This window comes from Bradyrhizobium sp. WSM3983 (genome assembly GCF_000473045.1).
Taxonomy (GTDB): Bacteria; Pseudomonadota; Alphaproteobacteria; order Rhizobiales; family Xanthobacteraceae; genus Bradyrhizobium.
The window spans coordinates 94541-112795 of sequence record NZ_AXAY01000004.1; the positions used below are offsets into that span (position 1 = coordinate 94541).

Annotated in this window: 16 protein-coding genes; 9 read left to right on the top strand and 7 right to left on the bottom strand. The window is 64.1% G+C overall.

All coding sequences use genetic code 11. From position 1 onward, the window contains the following. The first annotated feature begins 91 nt into the window (after window positions 1-91). Window positions 92-319 carry a 50S ribosomal protein L31 gene (gene rpmE / locus YUA_RS0107765; RefSeq protein ID WP_027530154.1) on the top strand — a complete coding sequence of 76 codons (228 nt, stop codon included), beginning with the start codon at window positions 92-94 and terminating at the stop codon, window positions 317-319. 86 nt (window positions 320-405) lie between these two features. Here the strand turns inward: rpmE and YUA_RS0107770 are convergent, their stop codons facing one another. Continuing rightward, on the bottom strand, window positions 406-915 hold the full coding sequence (locus YUA_RS0107770) for a DUF1465 family protein (RefSeq protein ID WP_027530155.1): 510 nt from the start codon (window positions 913-915) through the stop codon (window positions 406-408). A 550-nt stretch (window positions 916-1465) separates the two neighbouring features. Further along, window positions 1466-1657 carry a DUF1192 domain-containing protein gene (locus YUA_RS0107775; RefSeq protein ID WP_027530156.1) on the bottom strand — a complete coding sequence of 64 codons (192 nt, stop codon included), beginning with the start codon at window positions 1655-1657 and terminating at the stop codon, window positions 1466-1468. 120 nt (window positions 1658-1777) lie between these two features. On the opposite strand from YUA_RS0107775, the gene YUA_RS0107780 reads away from it, so the two are divergent. Together YUA_RS0107780 and YUA_RS0107785 are read left to right on the top strand one after the other, a co-directional pair. Continuing rightward, the gene (locus YUA_RS0107780) at window positions 1778-2776 is read left to right on the top strand and encodes an NAD(P)H-quinone oxidoreductase (RefSeq protein ID WP_027530157.1); all 999 of its coding nucleotides are present in this window, start codon (window positions 1778-1780) and stop codon (window positions 2774-2776) included. Window positions 2777-2912: 136 nt separating this feature from the next. After that, window positions 2913-5789: an EAL domain-containing protein gene (locus tag YUA_RS0107785; RefSeq protein ID WP_027530158.1), complete on the top strand. Its 2877-nt coding sequence runs from the start codon at window positions 2913-2915 to the stop codon at window positions 5787-5789. A 191-nt stretch (window positions 5790-5980) separates the two neighbouring features. Here the strand turns inward: YUA_RS0107785 and YUA_RS0107790 are convergent, their stop codons facing one another. Continuing rightward, on the bottom strand, window positions 5981-6244 hold the full coding sequence (locus YUA_RS0107790) for a hypothetical protein (protein WP_027530159.1): 264 nt from the start codon (window positions 6242-6244) through the stop codon (window positions 5981-5983). Between the two features lie 146 nt (window positions 6245-6390). Between YUA_RS0107790 and YUA_RS0107795 the strand changes: the two genes are divergently transcribed. Then, a complete protein-coding gene (locus YUA_RS0107795; protein WP_027530160.1) occupies window positions 6391-7887 on the top strand; it encodes a diguanylate cyclase in 1497 nt (498 codons plus the stop codon). A 171-nt stretch (window positions 7888-8058) separates the two neighbouring features. Here YUA_RS0107795 and galU read toward each other — a convergent pair whose 3' ends face one another. Continuing rightward, on the bottom strand, window positions 8059-8934 hold the full coding sequence (gene galU, locus YUA_RS0107800) for a UTP--glucose-1-phosphate uridylyltransferase GalU (protein ID WP_027530161.1): 876 nt from the start codon (window positions 8932-8934) through the stop codon (window positions 8059-8061). Window positions 8935-9138: 204 nt separating this feature from the next. Here galU and YUA_RS0107805 point away from each other — a divergent pair, with 204 nt between their 5' ends. Together YUA_RS0107805 and YUA_RS0107810 are read left to right on the top strand one after the other, a co-directional pair. Continuing rightward, the gene (locus YUA_RS0107805; protein ID WP_198029382.1) at window positions 9139-10536 is read left to right on the top strand and encodes a lytic murein transglycosylase; all 1398 of its coding nucleotides are present in this window, start codon (window positions 9139-9141) and stop codon (window positions 10534-10536) included. 146 nt (window positions 10537-10682) lie between these two features. Next, complete coding sequence (locus YUA_RS0107810) at window positions 10683-12395, top strand: SGNH family hydrolase (RefSeq protein WP_027530163.1); 1713 nt, start codon at window positions 10683-10685, stop codon at window positions 12393-12395. A gap of 127 nt (window positions 12396-12522) precedes the next feature. Here YUA_RS0107810 and YUA_RS0107815 read toward each other — a convergent pair whose 3' ends face one another. After that, entirely contained in the window at window positions 12523-12897 is a 375-nt protein-coding gene (locus YUA_RS0107815) for a CsbD family protein (protein ID WP_027530164.1), read from the bottom strand. A gap of 73 nt (window positions 12898-12970) precedes the next feature. Beyond that, window positions 12971-13708 carry an SDR family NAD(P)-dependent oxidoreductase gene (locus YUA_RS0107820; protein WP_027530165.1) on the bottom strand — a complete coding sequence of 246 codons (738 nt, stop codon included), beginning with the start codon at window positions 13706-13708 and terminating at the stop codon, window positions 12971-12973. A 169-nt stretch (window positions 13709-13877) separates the two neighbouring features. On the opposite strand from YUA_RS0107820, the gene YUA_RS0107825 reads away from it, so the two are divergent. Further along, window positions 13878-14765: a TauD/TfdA family dioxygenase gene (locus YUA_RS0107825; protein ID WP_027530166.1), complete on the top strand. Its 888-nt coding sequence runs from the start codon at window positions 13878-13880 to the stop codon at window positions 14763-14765. A 72-nt stretch (window positions 14766-14837) separates the two neighbouring features. Here the strand turns inward: YUA_RS0107825 and YUA_RS0107830 are convergent, their stop codons facing one another. Beyond that, window positions 14838-15482: a YqgE/AlgH family protein gene (locus YUA_RS0107830; protein WP_027530167.1), complete on the bottom strand. Its 645-nt coding sequence runs from the start codon at window positions 15480-15482 to the stop codon at window positions 14838-14840. 142 nt (window positions 15483-15624) lie between these two features. On the opposite strand from YUA_RS0107830, the gene YUA_RS0107835 reads away from it, so the two are divergent. After that, window positions 15625-16464: a protein-disulfide reductase DsbD domain-containing protein gene (locus tag YUA_RS0107835; protein ID WP_027530168.1), complete on the top strand. Its 840-nt coding sequence runs from the start codon at window positions 15625-15627 to the stop codon at window positions 16462-16464. 229 nt (window positions 16465-16693) lie between these two features. Continuing rightward, complete coding sequence (locus tag YUA_RS0107840) at window positions 16694-18061, top strand: flippase (RefSeq protein WP_027530169.1); 1368 nt, start codon at window positions 16694-16696, stop codon at window positions 18059-18061. The last annotated feature ends 194 nt before the right edge of the window (window positions 18062-18255 follow it).

Genomic DNA, 18255 nt, shown 5'->3' on the forward strand with positions numbered 1-18255 from the left:
TTGTTTTGAAGGGGCCTCTGGGGTATAGACCCCGCCAAATCCGTCATTCGATAGTCACTCGAGCGAGGCGCCGGGCGCCCTAGGAATTGCCATGAAAGCCGAAATTCATCCGGATTATCATACGATTAAGGTCGTCATGACCGACGGAACCGAGTACCTGACCCGCTCCACCTGGGGCAAGGAAGGCGATACGCTGAACCTCGACATCGACCCGAAGTCGCACCCGGCCTGGACCGGCGGCAACGCCCAGCTGATGGATCGCGGCGGCCGCGTCTCGCGCTTCCAGAAGAAGTTTTCGGGCTTCCTCAAAAAGGATTGATCCGGCCGCAAGGCTGGAGACGAAAAACGCCCCCGGAGGACCGGGGGCGTTTTTGTTTTTGGACCCGTCATCGGCGGCGATAGCGCTTACCGCTCGAACGCGGCCTTCAGCGCGTTGAGATGCGGCACCAGCGGATTGCCGATCGCGGGGAGCTCGGCCGGCGGGGTATGGATGGTGGTGTCGAGGCGGCGGACACGGGTTTGCAGGCTCATCGAGCGATGGATCAGCTCCTGGAGCAGCGACGGCAGCTTCTCGATGGTATCGGCGGGGCCGGGATCGGCGGCGGAGAGCTTGACCTTGGTCTTCTCGCGATTGGCCTGGACCAGCGTCATCTCGCCTTCCTTCACCGCTCGGTGCAGCAACAGCCACGAGGCGAGCTGCATCAGGCGTGTGGTGAGGCGCATGCTTTCGGTCGCGTAGGTGAGGCTGACGGCGCGATCCAGCGCCTTGGCCTCGTTGCGGCCGGCGCCGTCGAGATAGGCTGCGGTCTCCTCGACGAGATCCATGCCCTCGCGGAACAGGGCGCCGAACGCCGCAGAATTGGTGAACCGCTCGCTGAGTTGAACGAGAGCGCCGTCGGCTTGCAAACGTTCCATGGTTAACGCCCCTTACGCAACTGTTTATCCGTCCGGCTTTGGCGCCGGCTTATGATGAACAAATCATTGCGCGCTGGGACCGCGGAGTCCAGCGACAAGCGCAGATATGGTTTCCGCGGGTCATTCCTCGGAATTCAACCGGGACGAGACGCAAAAAGCAGGAATGAGACGAAAAAAGAGCCGCCGGAAAACCGGCGGCTTTGAAAGTTGATAACAGGGAGGCGTCAAACAGAGTGGACAGGAGCCACTCGGTGTCCAAACGAGGACAGTTCCAGTCATAAACCCGAAAGCTTAATGTGGAGTAAACGAACGATTATTTTGAGGGTTCGTTAGCCATGTCGGTCAGTGGCCGAGGGGGGAACAACCTCTTCGTCGTCGCCCCCAGCGAGAGCTCAAACCAGACCCTCATGGTGAGGAGCGCGCCCTTCGCGCGCGTCTCGAACCATGAAGGCCCCGCTCTCGTCCGCGGCCATCCTTCGAGACGCGCGCAAGAGCGCGCTCCTCAGGATGAGGACTGTGCATACGGCCAGCTCCGCTCCAGCACCGGTCCCTACGACTTGAACACGCTGTTCGCCGCGTCGCGCGAGGCGCGCTTCCTGGTGGCGGCTTCTTCCAGTCTGCCGATCTCGGTCTTCAGCAGGGCGACGCGCTCGGTCAGTTCCTCGACTGACAACAGTGAGAGATCCTGTCCGATCTCGTGGGTGACCTTCTTGCGCGGGCGGTCGTCGTCTTCCATCGGCATCGTCGTTCCTCCGATCAGGTCCGCTAGGCGGTCAAACCAAGTTGAAGCGGTTGCCAGCGCCAGGCGCTCTGGTTAATCAACTGGCCTGTTCAATCCTGCCCTCTTCTCCAAGGACAAATCATGGAAAAGCTGCCCGCGCAAATGACCGTGGTCGCCATCTCCAAGCCCGGCGGACCGGAGGTGCTGGTGCCGGAACAACGGCCCCTGCCGCAGCCCGGTCCCGACGAGATCCTGGTCAGGGTGCAGGCCGCGGGCGTCAACCGGCCCGACGTGGCGCAGCGCTCCGGCGCCTATCCGCCGCCGCCCGGCGCCAGCGACCTGCCGGGTCTCGAGATCGCCGGCGAAGTGGTCGCCGTCGGCAGCAACGCCAAGCGGCACAAGATCGGCGACAAGGTGATGTCGCTCGTCGCCGGCGGCGGCTATGCGCAGTATTGCATCGCGCAGGACGCCCAGGCGATGAGCGTGCCGCCGGCGCTGTCGATCGCGGAAGCCGGCGCGCTGCCGGAAACCCTGATGACGGTCTGGCACAATGTGTTCGAGCGCGGCGGGCTGAAAGCCGGCGAGACGCTGCTGATCCATGGCGGCTCCTCCGGCATCGGCACCATGGCGATCCAGCTCGCCAAGGCGTTCGGCGCAAAAGTGTTCGTCACCGTCGGCTCGCAGGACAAGATCGATGCCTGCCTCAAGCTCGGTGCCGACCGCGCCGTCAACTACAAGACCGAAGACTTCGTCGCCGTAGTGAAGGAAGAGACCGACAAGGTCGGCGTCAACCTGATCCTCGACATGGTCGCGGGCGAATATGTCGACCGCAACTATGACGCCGCCGCGGTCGACGGACGCATCGTGCAGATCGCAACCCTCAACGGCCCCAAGGTCAGCGTTAACATCGCCAAGGTGATGGTGAAGCGGTTGACCCATACCGGCTCGACCTTGCGCCCCCGTAGTAATGCGGACAAGGCGGCGATGGTGGCTGCGATCGAGGCTAAAGTGATGCCGCTTTTGCGGGAAGGCCGCGTCAAACCGCTGATGGACAGCGCTTTCCCGCTGGAAAAGGCATCCGACGCACACCGGCGCATGGAGACCTCCGCACATATTGGCAAAATTGTGTTGGAGGTCTAGGCCGCTGGCCCACCAGACGAGGCGGAAACCCTTTGATTTTCTTGGGTTTCGTGGCATCTATCGCCACCTGCCGAACCACTTCTGTTCGGTCTGAAATCGTCTTTACAGAGTTTGCGTCGAACGCGGAGAACTGACCTTGCGTCTGATCAGGTGCCTCGCGCCCATCGCGCTGGGCCTCATGATTCTTGTCGCCGCGTCCCCTGCACGCGCGCTTGACGCTGTCAGCGTCCGTGGCGATGCGCCCGCGATCGACCTCACCGGCGTGCTCGAGCATCAGCGCAGCGACGCCGACCGCATCCAGGTCTCCACCGCGCCCGGCACCGACGGCATCGTCCGCCGCATCGAGGTGCGCGCCCGCGAAGGCGGCCAGAACTGGGTGGTGTTCGCGCTCGCCAACAATACCGACGACCAGCTCGACCGCCTGATCGTTGCCCCACATTACCGCATCGTGTCGTCAGGCCTGCTGTGGCCCGACCTCGGGCTGTCGCGCATCGCGACCATCACGCCCTCGACCGGCGACCGGCCGGAACGGCAGGAAAGCCCGACCGCCGACGTCTTCCGTATCACGCTCGATCCCGGCGCCGTCGTCACCTTCGTCGCGGAGTTGCGCACCGACAAGCTGCCGCAGCTCTATCTGTGGGAGCCGGAAGCCTACAAGGACAAGGTCAACTCCTTCACGCTGTACCAGGGCATCGTGATCGGCATCTCCGGCCTGCTGGCGCTGGTGCTGACCATCCTGTTCGTGGTGAAGGGCAGCATCATGTTCCCGGCGGCGGCGGCGCTGGCCTGGGCGGTGCTCGTTTATATCGGTGTCGATTTCGGCTTCTGGGGCAAGGTGCTCGACATGTCGAACAACGCCGAGCGCATCTGGCGCGCGGCGGGTGAAGCGATATTGGCGGCGACGCTGCTGGTGTTCCTGTTCGCCTATCTCAATCTCAGTCGATGGCATGTGCGCTACTCCCACATCACGGTGGGCTGGCTTGCATTCCTTGGCTCGCTGGTTGCGCTCGCGCTGTTCGACCCGGCCGTCGCCTCCGGCATCGCGCGCATCTCGCTGGTGCTGATCGCCTTCGCCGGCTTTGCGCTGATCGTCTATCTCTCGACCCACGGCTTCGACCGGGCGGTGTTGCTGATCCCGACCTGGTTCCTCCTGGTGGTCTGGGTGGTTGCAGCCGGCATGACGGTGGCCGGTTCCGTTACCAACGACATCGTCGGCCCGGCGCTGCTCGGCGGCCTCGTGCTGATCGTGATGCTGATCGGCTTCACGGTGATGCAGCACGCCTTTGCCGGCGGCGGCGCCACCACCGGCGTCGTCTCAGATATCGAGCGGCGGGCCCTGGCGCTGGCCGGTTCCGGCGATCTGATCTGGGATTGGGACGTCTCCGCCGATAAGGTTTTCACAAGCCCCGAGACCGAGGCCCTGCTCGGCCTCAAGCGCGGCACGCTGGAAGGTCCGGCAGCCTCCTGGCTCGAAGTGCTGCATCCGCTCGACCAGGACCGTTTCCGCGCTGCGCTGGACAGCGTGCTCGACCAGCGCCGCGGCCGGCTGGTGCAGGATTTCCGGCTGCGCACTCCCGACGGCCACTTCATGTGGTTCGCGCTGAAGGCGCGCCCGGTGGTCGGCTCCGACGGCGAGGTCTCGCGCGTGGTCGGCACGCTTACCGATGTCACCGAGCTGCGCAACGCCGAGGAACGCCTGCTGCACGATTCCGTGCACGACAATCTCACCGGCCTGCCCAACCGCAAGCTGTTCATGGACCGGCTGGGTGCGGTCGCGCATTTCGCAAAATCGATGCCGACGCTGCGCCCGACGCTGATGGTGATCGACCTCGACCGCTTCAAGCAGGTCAACGATTCCGTCGGCATCGCGGTCGGCGATTCCATCCTGCTGACGCTGGCCCGCCGCCTCACCCGCATCCTGAAGCCGCAGGACACGCTGGCCCGGCTTGCCGGCGACCAGTTCGGCCTGATCCTGCTGTCGGAGCAGGACCCGGCCCGCATCACCGCCTTCGCGGAAACCATCCGCAAGACCATCCGCGCCCCGATCGCCTTCAACGATCGCGAGATTTTCCTGACTGCCTCGATCGGGCTCGCCCTTTCAGATCCTCAGACGCAACTGACCGACGAGATCATCAAGGACGCCGAGCTTGCGATGTATCATTCCAAGCGCATCGGCGGCGACCGCATCGATGTCTACAAGCCGGCGATGCGCGCGCGAAAGACCGATCGCCTGACGCTGGAGAGCGAACTGCGCCGCGCCATCGAGCGGCAGGAGCTCACCATCCTGTACCAGCCGATCGTGCGGCTGGAGGATCGTTCGGTCGCCGGCTTCGAGGCGCTGGTGCGCTGGGATCATCCGAAGCTCGGGCGCATGGCGCCGTCGGAATTCATCACCATCGCGGAAGAGACCGGCCTGATCGTCGACCTCGGCATGTTCGTGCTCGACCAGACCGCAAAACAGCTCTCGATCTGGCAGCGCGCGATGCGCTCGCGCGAGCCGATCTTCGCGAGCGTCAACGTCTCCTCGCGGCAATTGCTGCGCCATGACCTGATCCACGACATCCGCACGGTGCTGTCGCGCTCCTCGGTGGCGCGCGGCACGCTGAAGCTGGAATTGACCGAATCGCTGGTGATGGAGAATCCGGAGCACGCGGCGCAAATGCTGACGCGGATTCGCGAGCTCGGTACCGGGCTGTCGCTCGACGATTTCGGCACCGGCCATTCGTCGCTGGCCTATCTGCAACGCTTCCCGTTCGACACCATCAAGATCGACCAGTCCTTTGTCCGCACCACCAATCGCGGCACGCGGCCGGTGATCCTGAAGTCGATCATCGCGCTCGCGCATGATCTCGGCATGGACGTGGTGGCGGAAGGCGCCGAGACCGATTCCGACGCGGTCGAGCTGTATCAACTGGGCTGCGAATACGCGCAGGGCTTTGCCTTCGGCGAGCCGATGGACGCGGACGCCGCGATGCGGCTGCTGACGGAAGTGCGGCTGGAAGCGGCGAGCTAGACTGCACGTCTTACCCTCCCCTGGAGGGGGAGGGTCGATCGCGCGTAGCGCGAGCGGGGTGGGGTGATCTCTCCACTCGGGCACTGTTGGATGTGGAGAGACCGTCACCCCACCCCGTCGCACATTTCGCTGCGCTCAATGTGCGCCGACCCTCCCCCTCCAGGGGAGGGTAAGCATCATAGCCGGCCGCGCTACCGCCTCCGGTCGCTCTTCATCTTCGTGAACCGCACGGTCTGCCCGTCCGGCATCCGCATGGCCTTAAAACCCGCAGCGAGGCAGGCTTCGCGCTGCGGCATCTGGATGTCGGGGCTGCGCGAGGTATCCCACCATGAGGCACGATTCGCCGCACGCGGGAGTGCCGCGCCGATGATCTCCTCGATCTCTTCAAAGCTCAGCACGAATTCCATCTGCTTCTGCCGCAGCAGGTAATCGCGTAGCGCGTCGTAATCGTTCACCGCCGTCCTCTATCGCTTCGTCCGCGGCATGATCTGCGTAAAAACGAGGCTCGCGGAAACCAATCCTTAACTGATTGCGGCAGCGTCGTCGCGGCTTAAACACTACGCAAGATTTCAGGCGCATCCATCAGGGTCGGGAGCAAAGGATGCTGTCTGGATCGCGCGACACCACGGCCCGCCGGCCGTGGCGTATTTCGGCGAAGCTGCTGATCATCTCGTCCGTCGTGACGGTGATCGGCTTTTCCGCCATTTGCGTCAACGTCATGCTGGACATGCGCCACGGCGAGGAGGCGCTTGCCCGCCAGACGCTGGAAAACCTGGCCACGTCGATCGACGCAGACATCAGCCGCAATATCGAGATCTACGACCTGTCGCTGAAGGCGGTCGCCAGCAACATGATGCTGCCCGAGCTCGCCACGGTCTCGAAGCCGATCCGCCACCTCATCCTGTTCGATCATGCGACGACGGCGCGGCATTTCGGCGCCATCCAGGTGTTCGATGCCGACGGCAGGCTGACCATCGACGCCTCCACGCTCGATCCACAGCCGGAGAACCGCGCCGACGAGGACTATTTCAGGATTCACCGCGACAACCCCGAGGCCGCGCTGTTCATCAGCCGGCCGATGCTGTTCCGCGGCGCTTATTCAATCGTGCTGAGCCGGCGCATCAGCGACACCGACGGCGGCTTCCTGGGGGTCGTCGCCGGCTCGATCCGCTTCGGCTATTTCCACGAGCTATTCGAGCGACTGAGCCTCGGTCCCAACGACACCATCACCGTGCTGAAGCGCGACCGCACCATCATGATGCGGCGACCGTTCGACCTCGACGTCATCGGCAGGAACCTGGGAACGCAGCAGGAGTGGAAGCCCGACAATCTCAAGGCCGGCGGATCCTACACCGGCAAGGGGCCGGTGGACGTTACGCCGCGCCTCTACGTGCGCAGCAGCGGCTCTGGTCCGCTGTTTGTCGTGGCGGGCAAACCGCTGGATACCGTGTTCGAGCTCTGGCAAAAGGAGGCGCTCCGCATCGGCGCCGTGGTCCTGGTGCTCTCCCTGTTCGTGCTGGGCTCGGCCATCGTGCTCGCTCGCGAGATCGGCCGCCGTGCGGATGCCGAAAGCAAGCTCGAGGAGATGGCGACGACGGACGCGCTCACGGGCCTGCGCAACCGCCGCAAGTTCGACCAAGTCATCGACATGGAATGGCGCCGCGCCATGCGTCAGAGGATGCAGGTCGCGCTGTTGATGATCGATGCCGATCACTTCAAAGCTTACAACGACACCTTCGGCCACCAGGCCGGCGACCAGGTGCTGGTCGGCATCGCCATCTGCATCTCCGATTCGGTGGGCCGCGCCGGCGACTGCGCCGCGCGCTATGGCGGCGAGGAGTTCGCCGTGCTGCTGCCGAACACGTCCGCCGCCGATGCCTTCAAGATCGCCGAGACCATCCGGACCAAGGTGCTTGGCTGGTCCGAGGGCGGGACGGGATCGACCGTCTCCTGCGGCATCGCCAGCCTTGCGCCCACGGCCGGCATGGACTGGGCCATCCTGGTCGCCGCCGCCGACAAGGCGCTCTATGCGGCGAAAGCCGGCGGCCGCAACCAGTCGGTGGTGGCGAGCTTGCCGAAGCTGTCGCTGGTGGCGTGAGGCGCGGCTGCGGTACTGCGCACCACAACCACGGAGTCGTCCCGGCGAAGGCCGGGACCCATAACCACAGGGAGTGGTTTGGCGAAGATTAGTAGTTCGGTACGCTTACCGATCGCACTTGATAGATTCCGCGGTATGGGTCCCGGCCTTCGCCGGGACGACATTGGGGGCCTACTGCCCCAGATACTTCTTCATCTCCGCGATCAGCCCCTCACGCAATTCCGGGCGCTTCAGCGCGTAGGCGATGTTGGCGCGGAGGAAGCCGGGCTTGGAGCCGCAATCATGGCGCTCGCCCTCGAACTCAACGCCGTAGAATTTTTGCGATTTGGCAAGGCCGATCATGGCGTCGGTGAGCTGGATCTCGCCGCCGGCGCCGCGCTCCTGGGTCTCCAGGATCTTGAAGATCTCGGGCTGGAGAATGTAGCGGCCGGTGATCGAGAGGTTGGAGGGCGCGGTGCCCTTGGCCGGCTTCTCGACCATGCCGTCGACCTCGAACATCTTGCCGGTGCGTTTTCCGACGCCGCAGATGCCGTATTGATGGGTGAGATGGTCGGGCACCGCCTCGACCGCGATGACGTTGGATTTTTCGCCGAGCTTGCTGGCCGTCTCGATCATCTGCTTCAGGCAGCCGGGCGTGTTGAGCACGAGCTCGTCGGGCAGCACCACCGCGAACGGCTCGTCGCCGACGATGTCGCGCGCGCACCAGACCGCGTGACCGAGGCCGAGCGGCGCCTGCTGGCGGGTGAAGCTGACGGCGCCGGCTTCCGGCTGGTTCTGTGCCAAAATCTCCTGCTCGGCCTTCTTGCCGCGCGCAGCGAGCGTCGAATCGAGCTCGAACATCTTGTCGAAATGATCTTCTATGACATTTTTGTTGCGGCCGGTGACGAAGATGAAGTGCTCGATGCCGGCTTCCCTCGCCTCGTCATAGACGTACTGGATCAGCGGCTTGTCGACGATGGTGAGCATTTCCTTCGGCATCGCCTTCGTGGCGGGCAAGACGCGGGTGCCGAGGCCGGCGACGGGGAATACGGCTTTGCGGATTTTCATGTGATTGATCGAATACCTTGGGACACATGTGACGAGAGCAATGGCATCTTGCTAGCCGGTTTGCAGCCGGTAACAAAGGCGGATGTGGGGCCTCGTCCGCATAGAGTTAAGAAAAAAGCAGCCAATAAAATTTCACCTTTGTTAAGTTATTGGCAACCGTAACAGGGCCTCCTGATGGCGGATTTTCGGCCGGACAGGTGGGACATGATGCAATCGGTGGCAGGGTTGGCAAGACGCACTGGATCGCTGACCAGCACAACATTGATTGCGGCCACCTTGCTGTTCCCTGTCTCGGCGCAGGCCCAGACGCAAAACGGCCTGTCGAACCTGTTCGGCGGGATTTTCTCCGGCCCGAATCCGGCACCCTCGCAAGCCCCGCCCGGCCCCGGCGGCGCCCAAACGGGAGCTCAGCCTTGGAGCGGCGAGGACGGCGCCTCCGGCCATCCGCTGATGACCGCGGCCGCGATCCGCGAAGCCGCCGGCAATTTTGACAATTGCGTCGCGGGGATGTGGCCTGATGCCGCACGGCGCAACATCACGCAGGACAATTTCCAGCGCTTCACCGCGGGCCTGTCTCCCGATCTGCGCATCATGGACCTGATGGATTCGCAGCCCGAATTCACCAAGTCGATCTGGGACTATCTCGACATTCTCGTGAACGACAACCGCCTCGCCAAGGGCAAGGAAGTCCTCGCCAAGTACAAGGCGCAGTTCGATGCGACCGAAAAGGCCACTGGCGTCGATCGCTATATTATCGCGGCGATCTGGGGCATCGAGTCCAACTATTCGACGCAGATGGGCGACCGCAGCGTGCTGCAATCGACCGCGACGCTCGCCTGCGTCGGGCGCCGCCAGGCCTATTTCAGGGACGAGTTCCTCTCCGCGCTGGAAATCCTCAACCGCGGCGATCTCAGGCCTGAGCAGATGCGCGGCTCCTGGGCCGGCGCGTTCGGCCCGACCCAGTTCATGCCGACCGCGTTCAAGCGCTTTGCCGTGGACGGCGACGGCGACGGACGGCGCGACGTCGTCGACAATCCCACCGACCTGATCGCCTCCACCGCCAACAATCTGAAAAAGGACGGCTGGCAGAGCGGCCAGACCTGGGGCTACGAGGTCGTGGTGCCTCAGGGCTTCAACTACATGCTGGCCGACCGCGCCAAGGCGATGACGGTCGCGCAATGGGAGAAGCTCGGGCTCAAGCGACCAACCAACCAGCCCTTCCCGCATCCGGCGGAAAAGGCCTATCTGCTGGCGCCGGCCGGCGCGCAGGGCCCGGGCTTCCTGATGCTGCAGAACTTCCGGGTCATCATGAAATACAATCCGGCCGAGGCCTATGCGATGGCGATCGGCCATTTCGCCGACCGCCTGCGCGGCGGCCAGCCCTTCGTGCAGCCCTGGCCGCGGCAGGAGCGGGAATTGTCCCGGGGCGAGCGGCTGGAACTCCAGCAGCTTTTGGCCCAGCGGGGCTTCTACAAGGGCACCCCGGACGGCCAATTTGGCGGCCAGACCCGGGACGCGCTGCGCAATTTCCAGGCCTCGATCGGGGTGCCTGCGGACGGGTTTGCCTCCTCCGACGCGCTGGACCGGCTGCGCGGGCGGTAAAAAGTGCCGAAAGTAACCCTGAGCTGGGATTTTGGCCGATCCCCGGTATTGCCCCAAGAATCTGCAAGAGAATTTGCCCGTTTGGCGCCCAATTCCGTTATTATATTCTGGCAATCCCAGACCCCGTTGCGCGCGCCCGAGATCGCATGTCGAAGCCCAAATCCTTTTTCAAGGCGCTCACCGAGACCGGCCCGCTGATCGCGCTGGGGACGGCGCTCGCGATCCTGGTCTCGATCGCGGGTCCGGCTTCGGCGCAGTTCTTCAACTTCCCTAGCTTCGGCGGTCCGCCGCAGCGCCAGGCTCCGCCACCACGAAATGGCGGCGGTGGCGGCTGGTTCGGCGGCGATTTCTTTGCGCCCTTCCAGCAGCCACAGCAGCAAGCGCCGCGTCAGGATTTTTCGCGCGCGCCGGCGCCCGCCAAGCGCGACACCATTCCCGACAAGAACGTGCTGGTGATCGGCGACGCCATGGCCGACTGGCTCGCCTACGGCCTGGAAGACGCCTATACCGAGCAGCCCGACATGGGCGTGATCCGCAAGCACAAGACCACATCCGGCCTGATCAAGTACCAGCCGAAGGGCGAGCCCTCGGATTGGGTGGCCGCCGCGAAGGGCATTTTGGAGACCGAGAAGCCTGACGTCATCGTCGTCATGCTCGGCCTCAACGACCGCATCGCGATCCGCGAGCCCGTCGCCGACAAATCCGACAAGCCGGCCGACAAGGACAAGAAGAACGACAAGGGCGCGCGCGCGAAGCCGCAAGGAAAAGGTGACGCCAAGCCCGGCGATGCCAAGCCCGACACGGCCGCGAAGCCCGACGACAAGCCGGTTGACACCGACCTGCCGCAGGACGACGCCGACAACGCCGATACGCCCGCCGCTGCGCCGGAAAAGACCGCGCGCAACCCGAACGGCCTCTACGAATTCCGCGACGACCGCTGGGTCGAGCTCTACAGCAAGAAGATCGAGGAGCTCGCCAACGTCCTCAAAGCCAAGGGCGTGCCGGTGCTCTGGGTCGGCCTGCCTGCGATCCGCGGACCGAAGGGCACCGCGGACATGCTGTTCCTGGATTCGCTCTATCGCGAAGGCGCGGCCAAGGCCGGCATCACCTATGTCGACGTCTGGGACGGCTTCGTCGACGAAGCCGGCCGCTTCCTGCAGAAGGGTCCGGATTTCGAAGGCCAGATCCGTCAACTCCGCAGCTATGACGGCGTCTATTTCACCAAGCCGGGCGCGCGAAAACTCGCGCATTATGTCGAGCGCGAGATCACGCGCCTGCTGGCGGGCCGCTCCGGCCCGATCGCGCTGCCGAGCGAACCGGCGACGCCCGACACCAGCGCCGAGCCCGGCAAGCCGGCGCCGCGGCCGCTGGCGGGTCCGATCGTGCCGCTGGTTGCGGCCTCGATCTCGACCGATCAGTTGCTGGGTGGACCGGGCACACGCCCCGCCGCCGTCGATGCGCTCGCCGCCCGGACGCTGGTGAAGGGCGAGCCGCTCGCTGCGCCTGCAGGCCGTGCCGATGATTATTCCTGGCCGCGTCGCGAAGTTGGTCGCGAGCAGGCCAAGGGCGATACGCCGGTGGCGGCGACGACGCCCGATGGTGGCACCACGGCTCCCGGTGTGGCCGGCCCGCCCGGTGCTGCCGCCGCGATCACGCCGCCCAAGCCGCTCGCGCCGAAGAAGCCGACGCCGCCGCAGCAGCCGGCACAGGCCACGCCGTCATTGCGCGATTTCTTCGGCTTCGGCTCGCCGCAAGCACCGCCGCGTCAACTGGCGCCGGCGCCGCGCAGCCCGTATCCCAATCCCGCGATCCCGCGTCCGCCCGGCAATGTCGGGCGCTCGGCGGAAATGGCGCGGTAGTCGCTGCTCTGAATTAAGGTGTCATTCCGGGGCGCGCAGAGCGCGAGCCCGGAATCCATCGCGCCACGATCAATGTTGATAAATGGATTCCGGGCTCGCGCCAAGAGGCGCGCCCCGGGATGACGACCTAGCGGTAATAGCGCCAGCGCGGCGGTGGACGGCGTGCGGGGCGGGACATCAGAAGCGCGAGCGCGAAGCCGATGCCGCCGGCGACCAGAAGCGCGCCGAGCGGATTGTCCTGCACCTTCTTCGAAATCGCCTGCGTGCCATCGCGAAAAGTGTCGCCGCTGTTGTCGTAAGCGTCCTTGGCGTAGCTGGTGGCGGTGTCCGTGGCGTCGCGCACGGCATCCTTGGCCTGGCCGTAGAGATTTTGCACGGTGCCGGCGGCTTCGCGCGCCTTGCCCGACGCCTGTGTCTGCGCATCGCCTGCGAGATCGCCGACCGCGCCTTCCGCGCGTCCAGCGAATTCCTTGGCCGATCCGACAATCCTGTCGTTGTCCATGATGCTCCTCCTCGGGGTCTGCCGGAGTAACCGATCAGGAGCAGCGCAGTTCCAATGCGGCTCAGAGTTTGGCCTAGAGAATGAGCCCGCCATCGACGACCAGCGTTTGCCCAATGATGTAGGACGACAACGGCGAGGCCAGGAACAGCGCCGCACCCGCCATATCGGCCGGCGTGCCCAATCGCCGCAGCGGAATGCGTGACAATGCACCTTCGAGCCGCTTCGGATTGTCGGTCGTCACCTTCGTCATCTTGGTGTCGACGAGACCGGGCGCGATGCCATTGACGCGGATGCCGTCTTCCGCCCAGGCCTCGCCCAGCGTCCGCGTCAATCCGACCGCGCCGGTCTTCGACGCATTATACGCGGGATTGCCCATGGTGGAATGATAGGCCGCAGTCGAGGACACCATGATCAGCGCGCCCTTGGAATCCCGCAACATGGAATGAAACCGCGTCGCGCACGCCATCAGGCTCATCAGATTGACCTCGACGACCTTGCGAAAGCCCGCCATCTCGAACTCGCCGCGGCGATAGATCACCGCGCCCTGCGCGAGCACCAGGATATCGAGCTTATCACAGGAAGGCTTGAACGCTTCGATGGCACCGGGGTTGCTGACGTCGAGCTGCGCGTAAGCAAGACCGGTGAGATCGGAGCCCTGCTCCGCTGAATATTCCGTTGCAAGAGCACGCGTGCCGCACACCGCAACATGCGCGCCTCTGGCGCGAAAAGCTTGCGCGATGCCGTTGCCGATGCCGCTGGAACCACCGACGACCAGCACCTGCTTGCCAGAGAAATCGAGCTCGTTCGCCATCGCGGCCTCCTTTTTGTTTTGCTTGTTTGATGTCTGCGGATCGATTCCAGCCTTGTCAATCTCAGCGCTTAAGAGATATGCGCACCGAGCGTTGACAACGAGGAGTGCAGGAGTAGCTTTTTCACCGGCAGGGCGGGACCAACCGCTCGCGGTTCGCGGGAGATGCGCCATGACGATCGCCATCCGGCAGCTTCAGAAGCATTTTGTCGGCGAGGTCTCCGGCCTCGATCTGCGAAAGGCTCTCACACCGGATGAAGCCCGCGAGGTCGAGGCCGCCATGGACAAATACGCGGTGCTGATCTTCCACGACCAGGACATCACCGACGAGCAGCAGATGGCCTTCGCGCTGAATTTCGGTCAGCGCGAGGATGCGCGCGGCGGCACCGTCACGCAGGCGAAAGACTACCGGCTCCAGTCCGGCCTCAACGACGTCTCCAATCTCGGCAAGGACGGCAAGCCGCTCGCCAAGGACAGCCGCACGCACCTGTTCAATCTCGGCAACTGCCTGTGGCATTCCGACAGCTCGTTCCGCCCGATCCCGGCAAAATTCTCGCTGCTGTCGGCGCGCGTGGTGAATCCGAAGGGCGGCAACACCGAATTCGCCGACATGCGCGCGGCCTATGACGCGCTCGACGACGAGACCAAGGCCGAGATCGAGGATCTCGTCTGCGAGCACTCGTTGATGTATTCGCGGGGATCGCTCGGCTTCACCGAATACACCGACGAAGAGAAGGCGATGTTCAAGCCGGTGCTGCAGCGACTAGTGCGCATCCATCCCGTGCATCGCCGCAAGTCGCTGTATCTCTCATCGCACGCCGGCAAGATCGTCAGCATGAGCGTGCCGGAGGGACGGCTGCTGCTGCGCGATCTCAATGAGCACGCGACGAACGCAGAATTCGTCTATGTCCACAAGTGGAAGCTGCATGATCTCGTGATGTGGGACAACCGCCAGACCATGCACCGCGTCCGCCGCTACGACCAGTCGCAGCCCCGCGACATGCGCCGCGCGACGGTGGCGGGGACCGAGCCGACGGTGCAGCAGCAAGCGGCGGAGTAGCTTGCTGTCGTCCCGGCCCCCGTGCGCAATTGCGCACTAGGCCGGGACGACATGGGAGAGCGTCGCACCAAACTACGCGTGCCCCGCGTCGTTCGACAGCATCCCGGGATCGATGCCGATCTTGCGCAGGGCGCGGCCGTATTTCTCGTCGACATCGTCGCCGAAGATCAGATCCGCATCCGCGTCGCAATGCAGCCAGCCGTTGCTCTGGATCTCAGTCTCGAGCTGACCCGGCGCCCAGCCGGCATAGCCGAGCGCGAGGATGGCGTGCTTGGGGCCGGAGCCGTTCGCGATCGCGCGCAGGATGTCGACCGTCGCGGTGAGGCAGACGCCGTCGTCGATCCGCAATGTCGCGTGCTCGATGTAGAAGTCGCTGGAATGCAGCACGAAGCCACGGCCGGTGTCGACCGGGCCGCCGGCCAGCACTTTCATGCTTTCGGCATTTTGCGGCAGCTTGATGTGCTCGCCCTTCTTGACGATGCCGAGCTGCTCCAGCAGTTCCGGGAAATCGATGCTGCCGGCCGGATGATTGACGATGATGCCCATCGCGCCCTCGGCCGAATGCGCACAAAGATAAATCACCGAGCGCTCGAAGCGGGAGTCCCCCATGACAGGCATCGCGATCAGGAGCCGGCCGTCGAGATAACCGGCCGAATTGGGGAGCCCAGCGCCCGCGCTGCGGGTGCTTTCGCCCGTCCTCTTGCCTGTGGGAGCCATGGATGAAGCACTCCGGTTTCCATTCCTATCCTGATGTCGGGCCGGGCTGCTGTCAAATCAAGGCTTGCAGAGACTTGATTCAAGTGCATCCATCACAAGCAATTCAATGGTTTGCCCCGGGGGTACCCTGTAAAGACGTACCATGCTGACAAGAGTTCCCCTGCATGCGGCGATTGGCGTCGCGACCACCTTGCTTACGTCGCCGCTGACGATGGTGGCCCATGCCGACGATGCTTCATTGTGGCAGCGCGACGGCCATTCCGCGGTGCGGCTGCTCGCGGGATCGCGCACCGGCGCGGTGCTGCTCGGCGGTATCGCTTTCCAGCTCCAGCCCGGCTGGAAGACCTATTGGCGCATGCCCGGCGATTCCGGTGTGCCGCCGCGGTTCGACTTCTCCAAGTCGGACAATGTCGAAACGGTGACGGTGATGTGGCCGGCGCCGCTGAAATTCGACGACGGCGCGGGCGGCCATTCGATCGGCTATCACGACCAGATCGTGCTGCCCTTGCGTATCGTCGCCAAGGCCGCCGACAAGCCGGTGACATTGCGCGCCGAGATCAATTACGCCGTCTGCGAAAAGCTCTGCATTCCCGTCGAGGCCAATGTCGAGCTCGGTTTCAACAACGTCGCCTCGACCGAAGATGCCAATCTGCGCGCGGCGCTCGACACCGTGCCGAAGCCCGCCACCATCGGCGATCCCAATCCGCTGACCATCCGCGACGTCAAGCGCGACGGGCCCAAGAACGTGGTGGTGGATGTCGTTGCGCCCGAGAACAGCAAGGTCAATCTGTTCGTGGAGGGGCCGACACTGGAGTGGTCGCTGCCGATCCCGGCGCCGGTAGAGCACAGCCCGCCCGGCGTGAAGCGATTTTCATTCGAGCTCGACGGATTGCCGCCGGGCGTCAAGCCCGATGGTGCAGCGCTAAAGTTCACGCTGGTGGGGCCGGAGAAATCGTACGAGTTCAATACGAATTTGGAGTAGTTCGTCGTCCTGGACAAGCGCAGCGAAGCGGAGCGCAGATCCAGGACCCATTACCCCGAGAGGTACTGGCGGCGCGCAACTGGTAACCCCGAGTCTTCGTCAAACTTCTTCCAGGGATAGTAGGTCCTGGCTTTCGCCAGGACGACGGATAGCCACCCAACTGAATCTTAACGAATGGTTGCTAATCCCGACCTACCGCTGCATGCGGGATGCCCGGGGATTCTTCGAATTGGCCGTGATGGATGCAGAACCCGCAACGACCGGACCGGCCGGGCTGATCGCGCGGCTGCGTGCCAGGCTGACGGGCGGATCGAGCGAAGCGTCGCTGACGCGGCGGCTGGCCGGCACCATCTTCGTCATCCGCGTCATTAGCGCGGGCCTTGCGTATTTTTCGCAAGTGCTCCTCGCGCGCTGGATTGGGACATCCGACTACGGCATTTATGTTTATGTCTGGACCTGGGTGCTGCTGCTCGGCAGCATGATGGATTTTGGCATCTCGGCCTCCGCGCAAAAGATCATTCCGGAATATCGCGCCAGCGGTGATCACGCGCTATTGCGCGGCTTTCTCTCCGGCAGTCGCTGGCTCACCTTCGCAATCTCCACGCTGGTCTCTCTGGCGCTTGCCGGCATCGTCAAACTGCTGTCGCCCTGGATCGACCCGGCCGAGGAGCTGCCGCTCTATATCGGCTGCATGACGCTGCCCGCCTTCGTCGTCGCCAACACCCAGGACGGCATCGCGCGCTCGCATGACTGGATGCGGCTCGGCCTGATGCCGCAATTCATCATCCGCCAAGCCTTGATCATCGGCATCACCGCTAGCGCCTTCCTGCTCGGTTATCATCTCGGCGCGATCGCCGCGATGGTCGCGAGCGCCGGCGCGGTGTGGATCGCGATGACCGGGCAGATGGTGGTGCTGAACCGTAAGCTCGCCGATCACATCGAGCCAGGCCCCAAGGCCTATGACATCAGTGGCTGGCTCGCCGTCTCGCTGCCGATCCTGCTGGTCGAAAGCTTCTACCTGCTCTTGTCCTACACTGACGTGCTGGTACTGCAGCAGTTCCGCCCCTCCGACGAAGTCGGCGTCTATTTCGCTGTCGTGAAGACGCTGGCTCTGGTGTCCTTCATCCACTACGCGATGTCGGCAACGACGGCGCATCGCTTTGCCGAATACAACGCGCTCGGCGACAAGACGCGCTTGTCCGCCTATGTCGCGCACGCCATCAACTGGACGTTCTGGCCGTCGCTGGCGGCGACCGCCGTTCTGCTCACGCTGGGCAAGCCGCTGCTCTGGCTGTTCGGACCGCAATTCGTTGTCGGCTACGACATCATGTTCGTCGCCGCGGTCGGCCTCGTGGTGCGCTCTGCGATCGGGCCCGTCGAACGCCTGCTCAACATGCTCGGCCAACAGAAGATCTGCGCGCTGGCCTATGCGCTCGCCTTCGTGATGAATCTCGTGCTCTGCATCGCGCTGGTGCCGCGCTTCGGCGGCCACGGCGCCGCGGCCGCGACCTCGATCTCGCTCACCTTCGAGACGGTGCTGCTGTTCTGGATCGTGCGGCAACGGCTGGGGCTGCACGTGCTGGCGTTTGGTAAATAGGTCTAGGGACCCATCCTTGCTCGCCCCCTCGGGGAACGACTGTTTCCCAACGAGCCTGAGGACAAGGCGAAACGCCTCCCTGGTCCCGCCTTGAAGCACAATTTTTCTTATTCCACCCAAGCGGTTGCGCTCCAGGGGAAATTTATTCTACGTCGTATTGCCCAAATGACGAGATAAACCTAGATTTTCCCAAC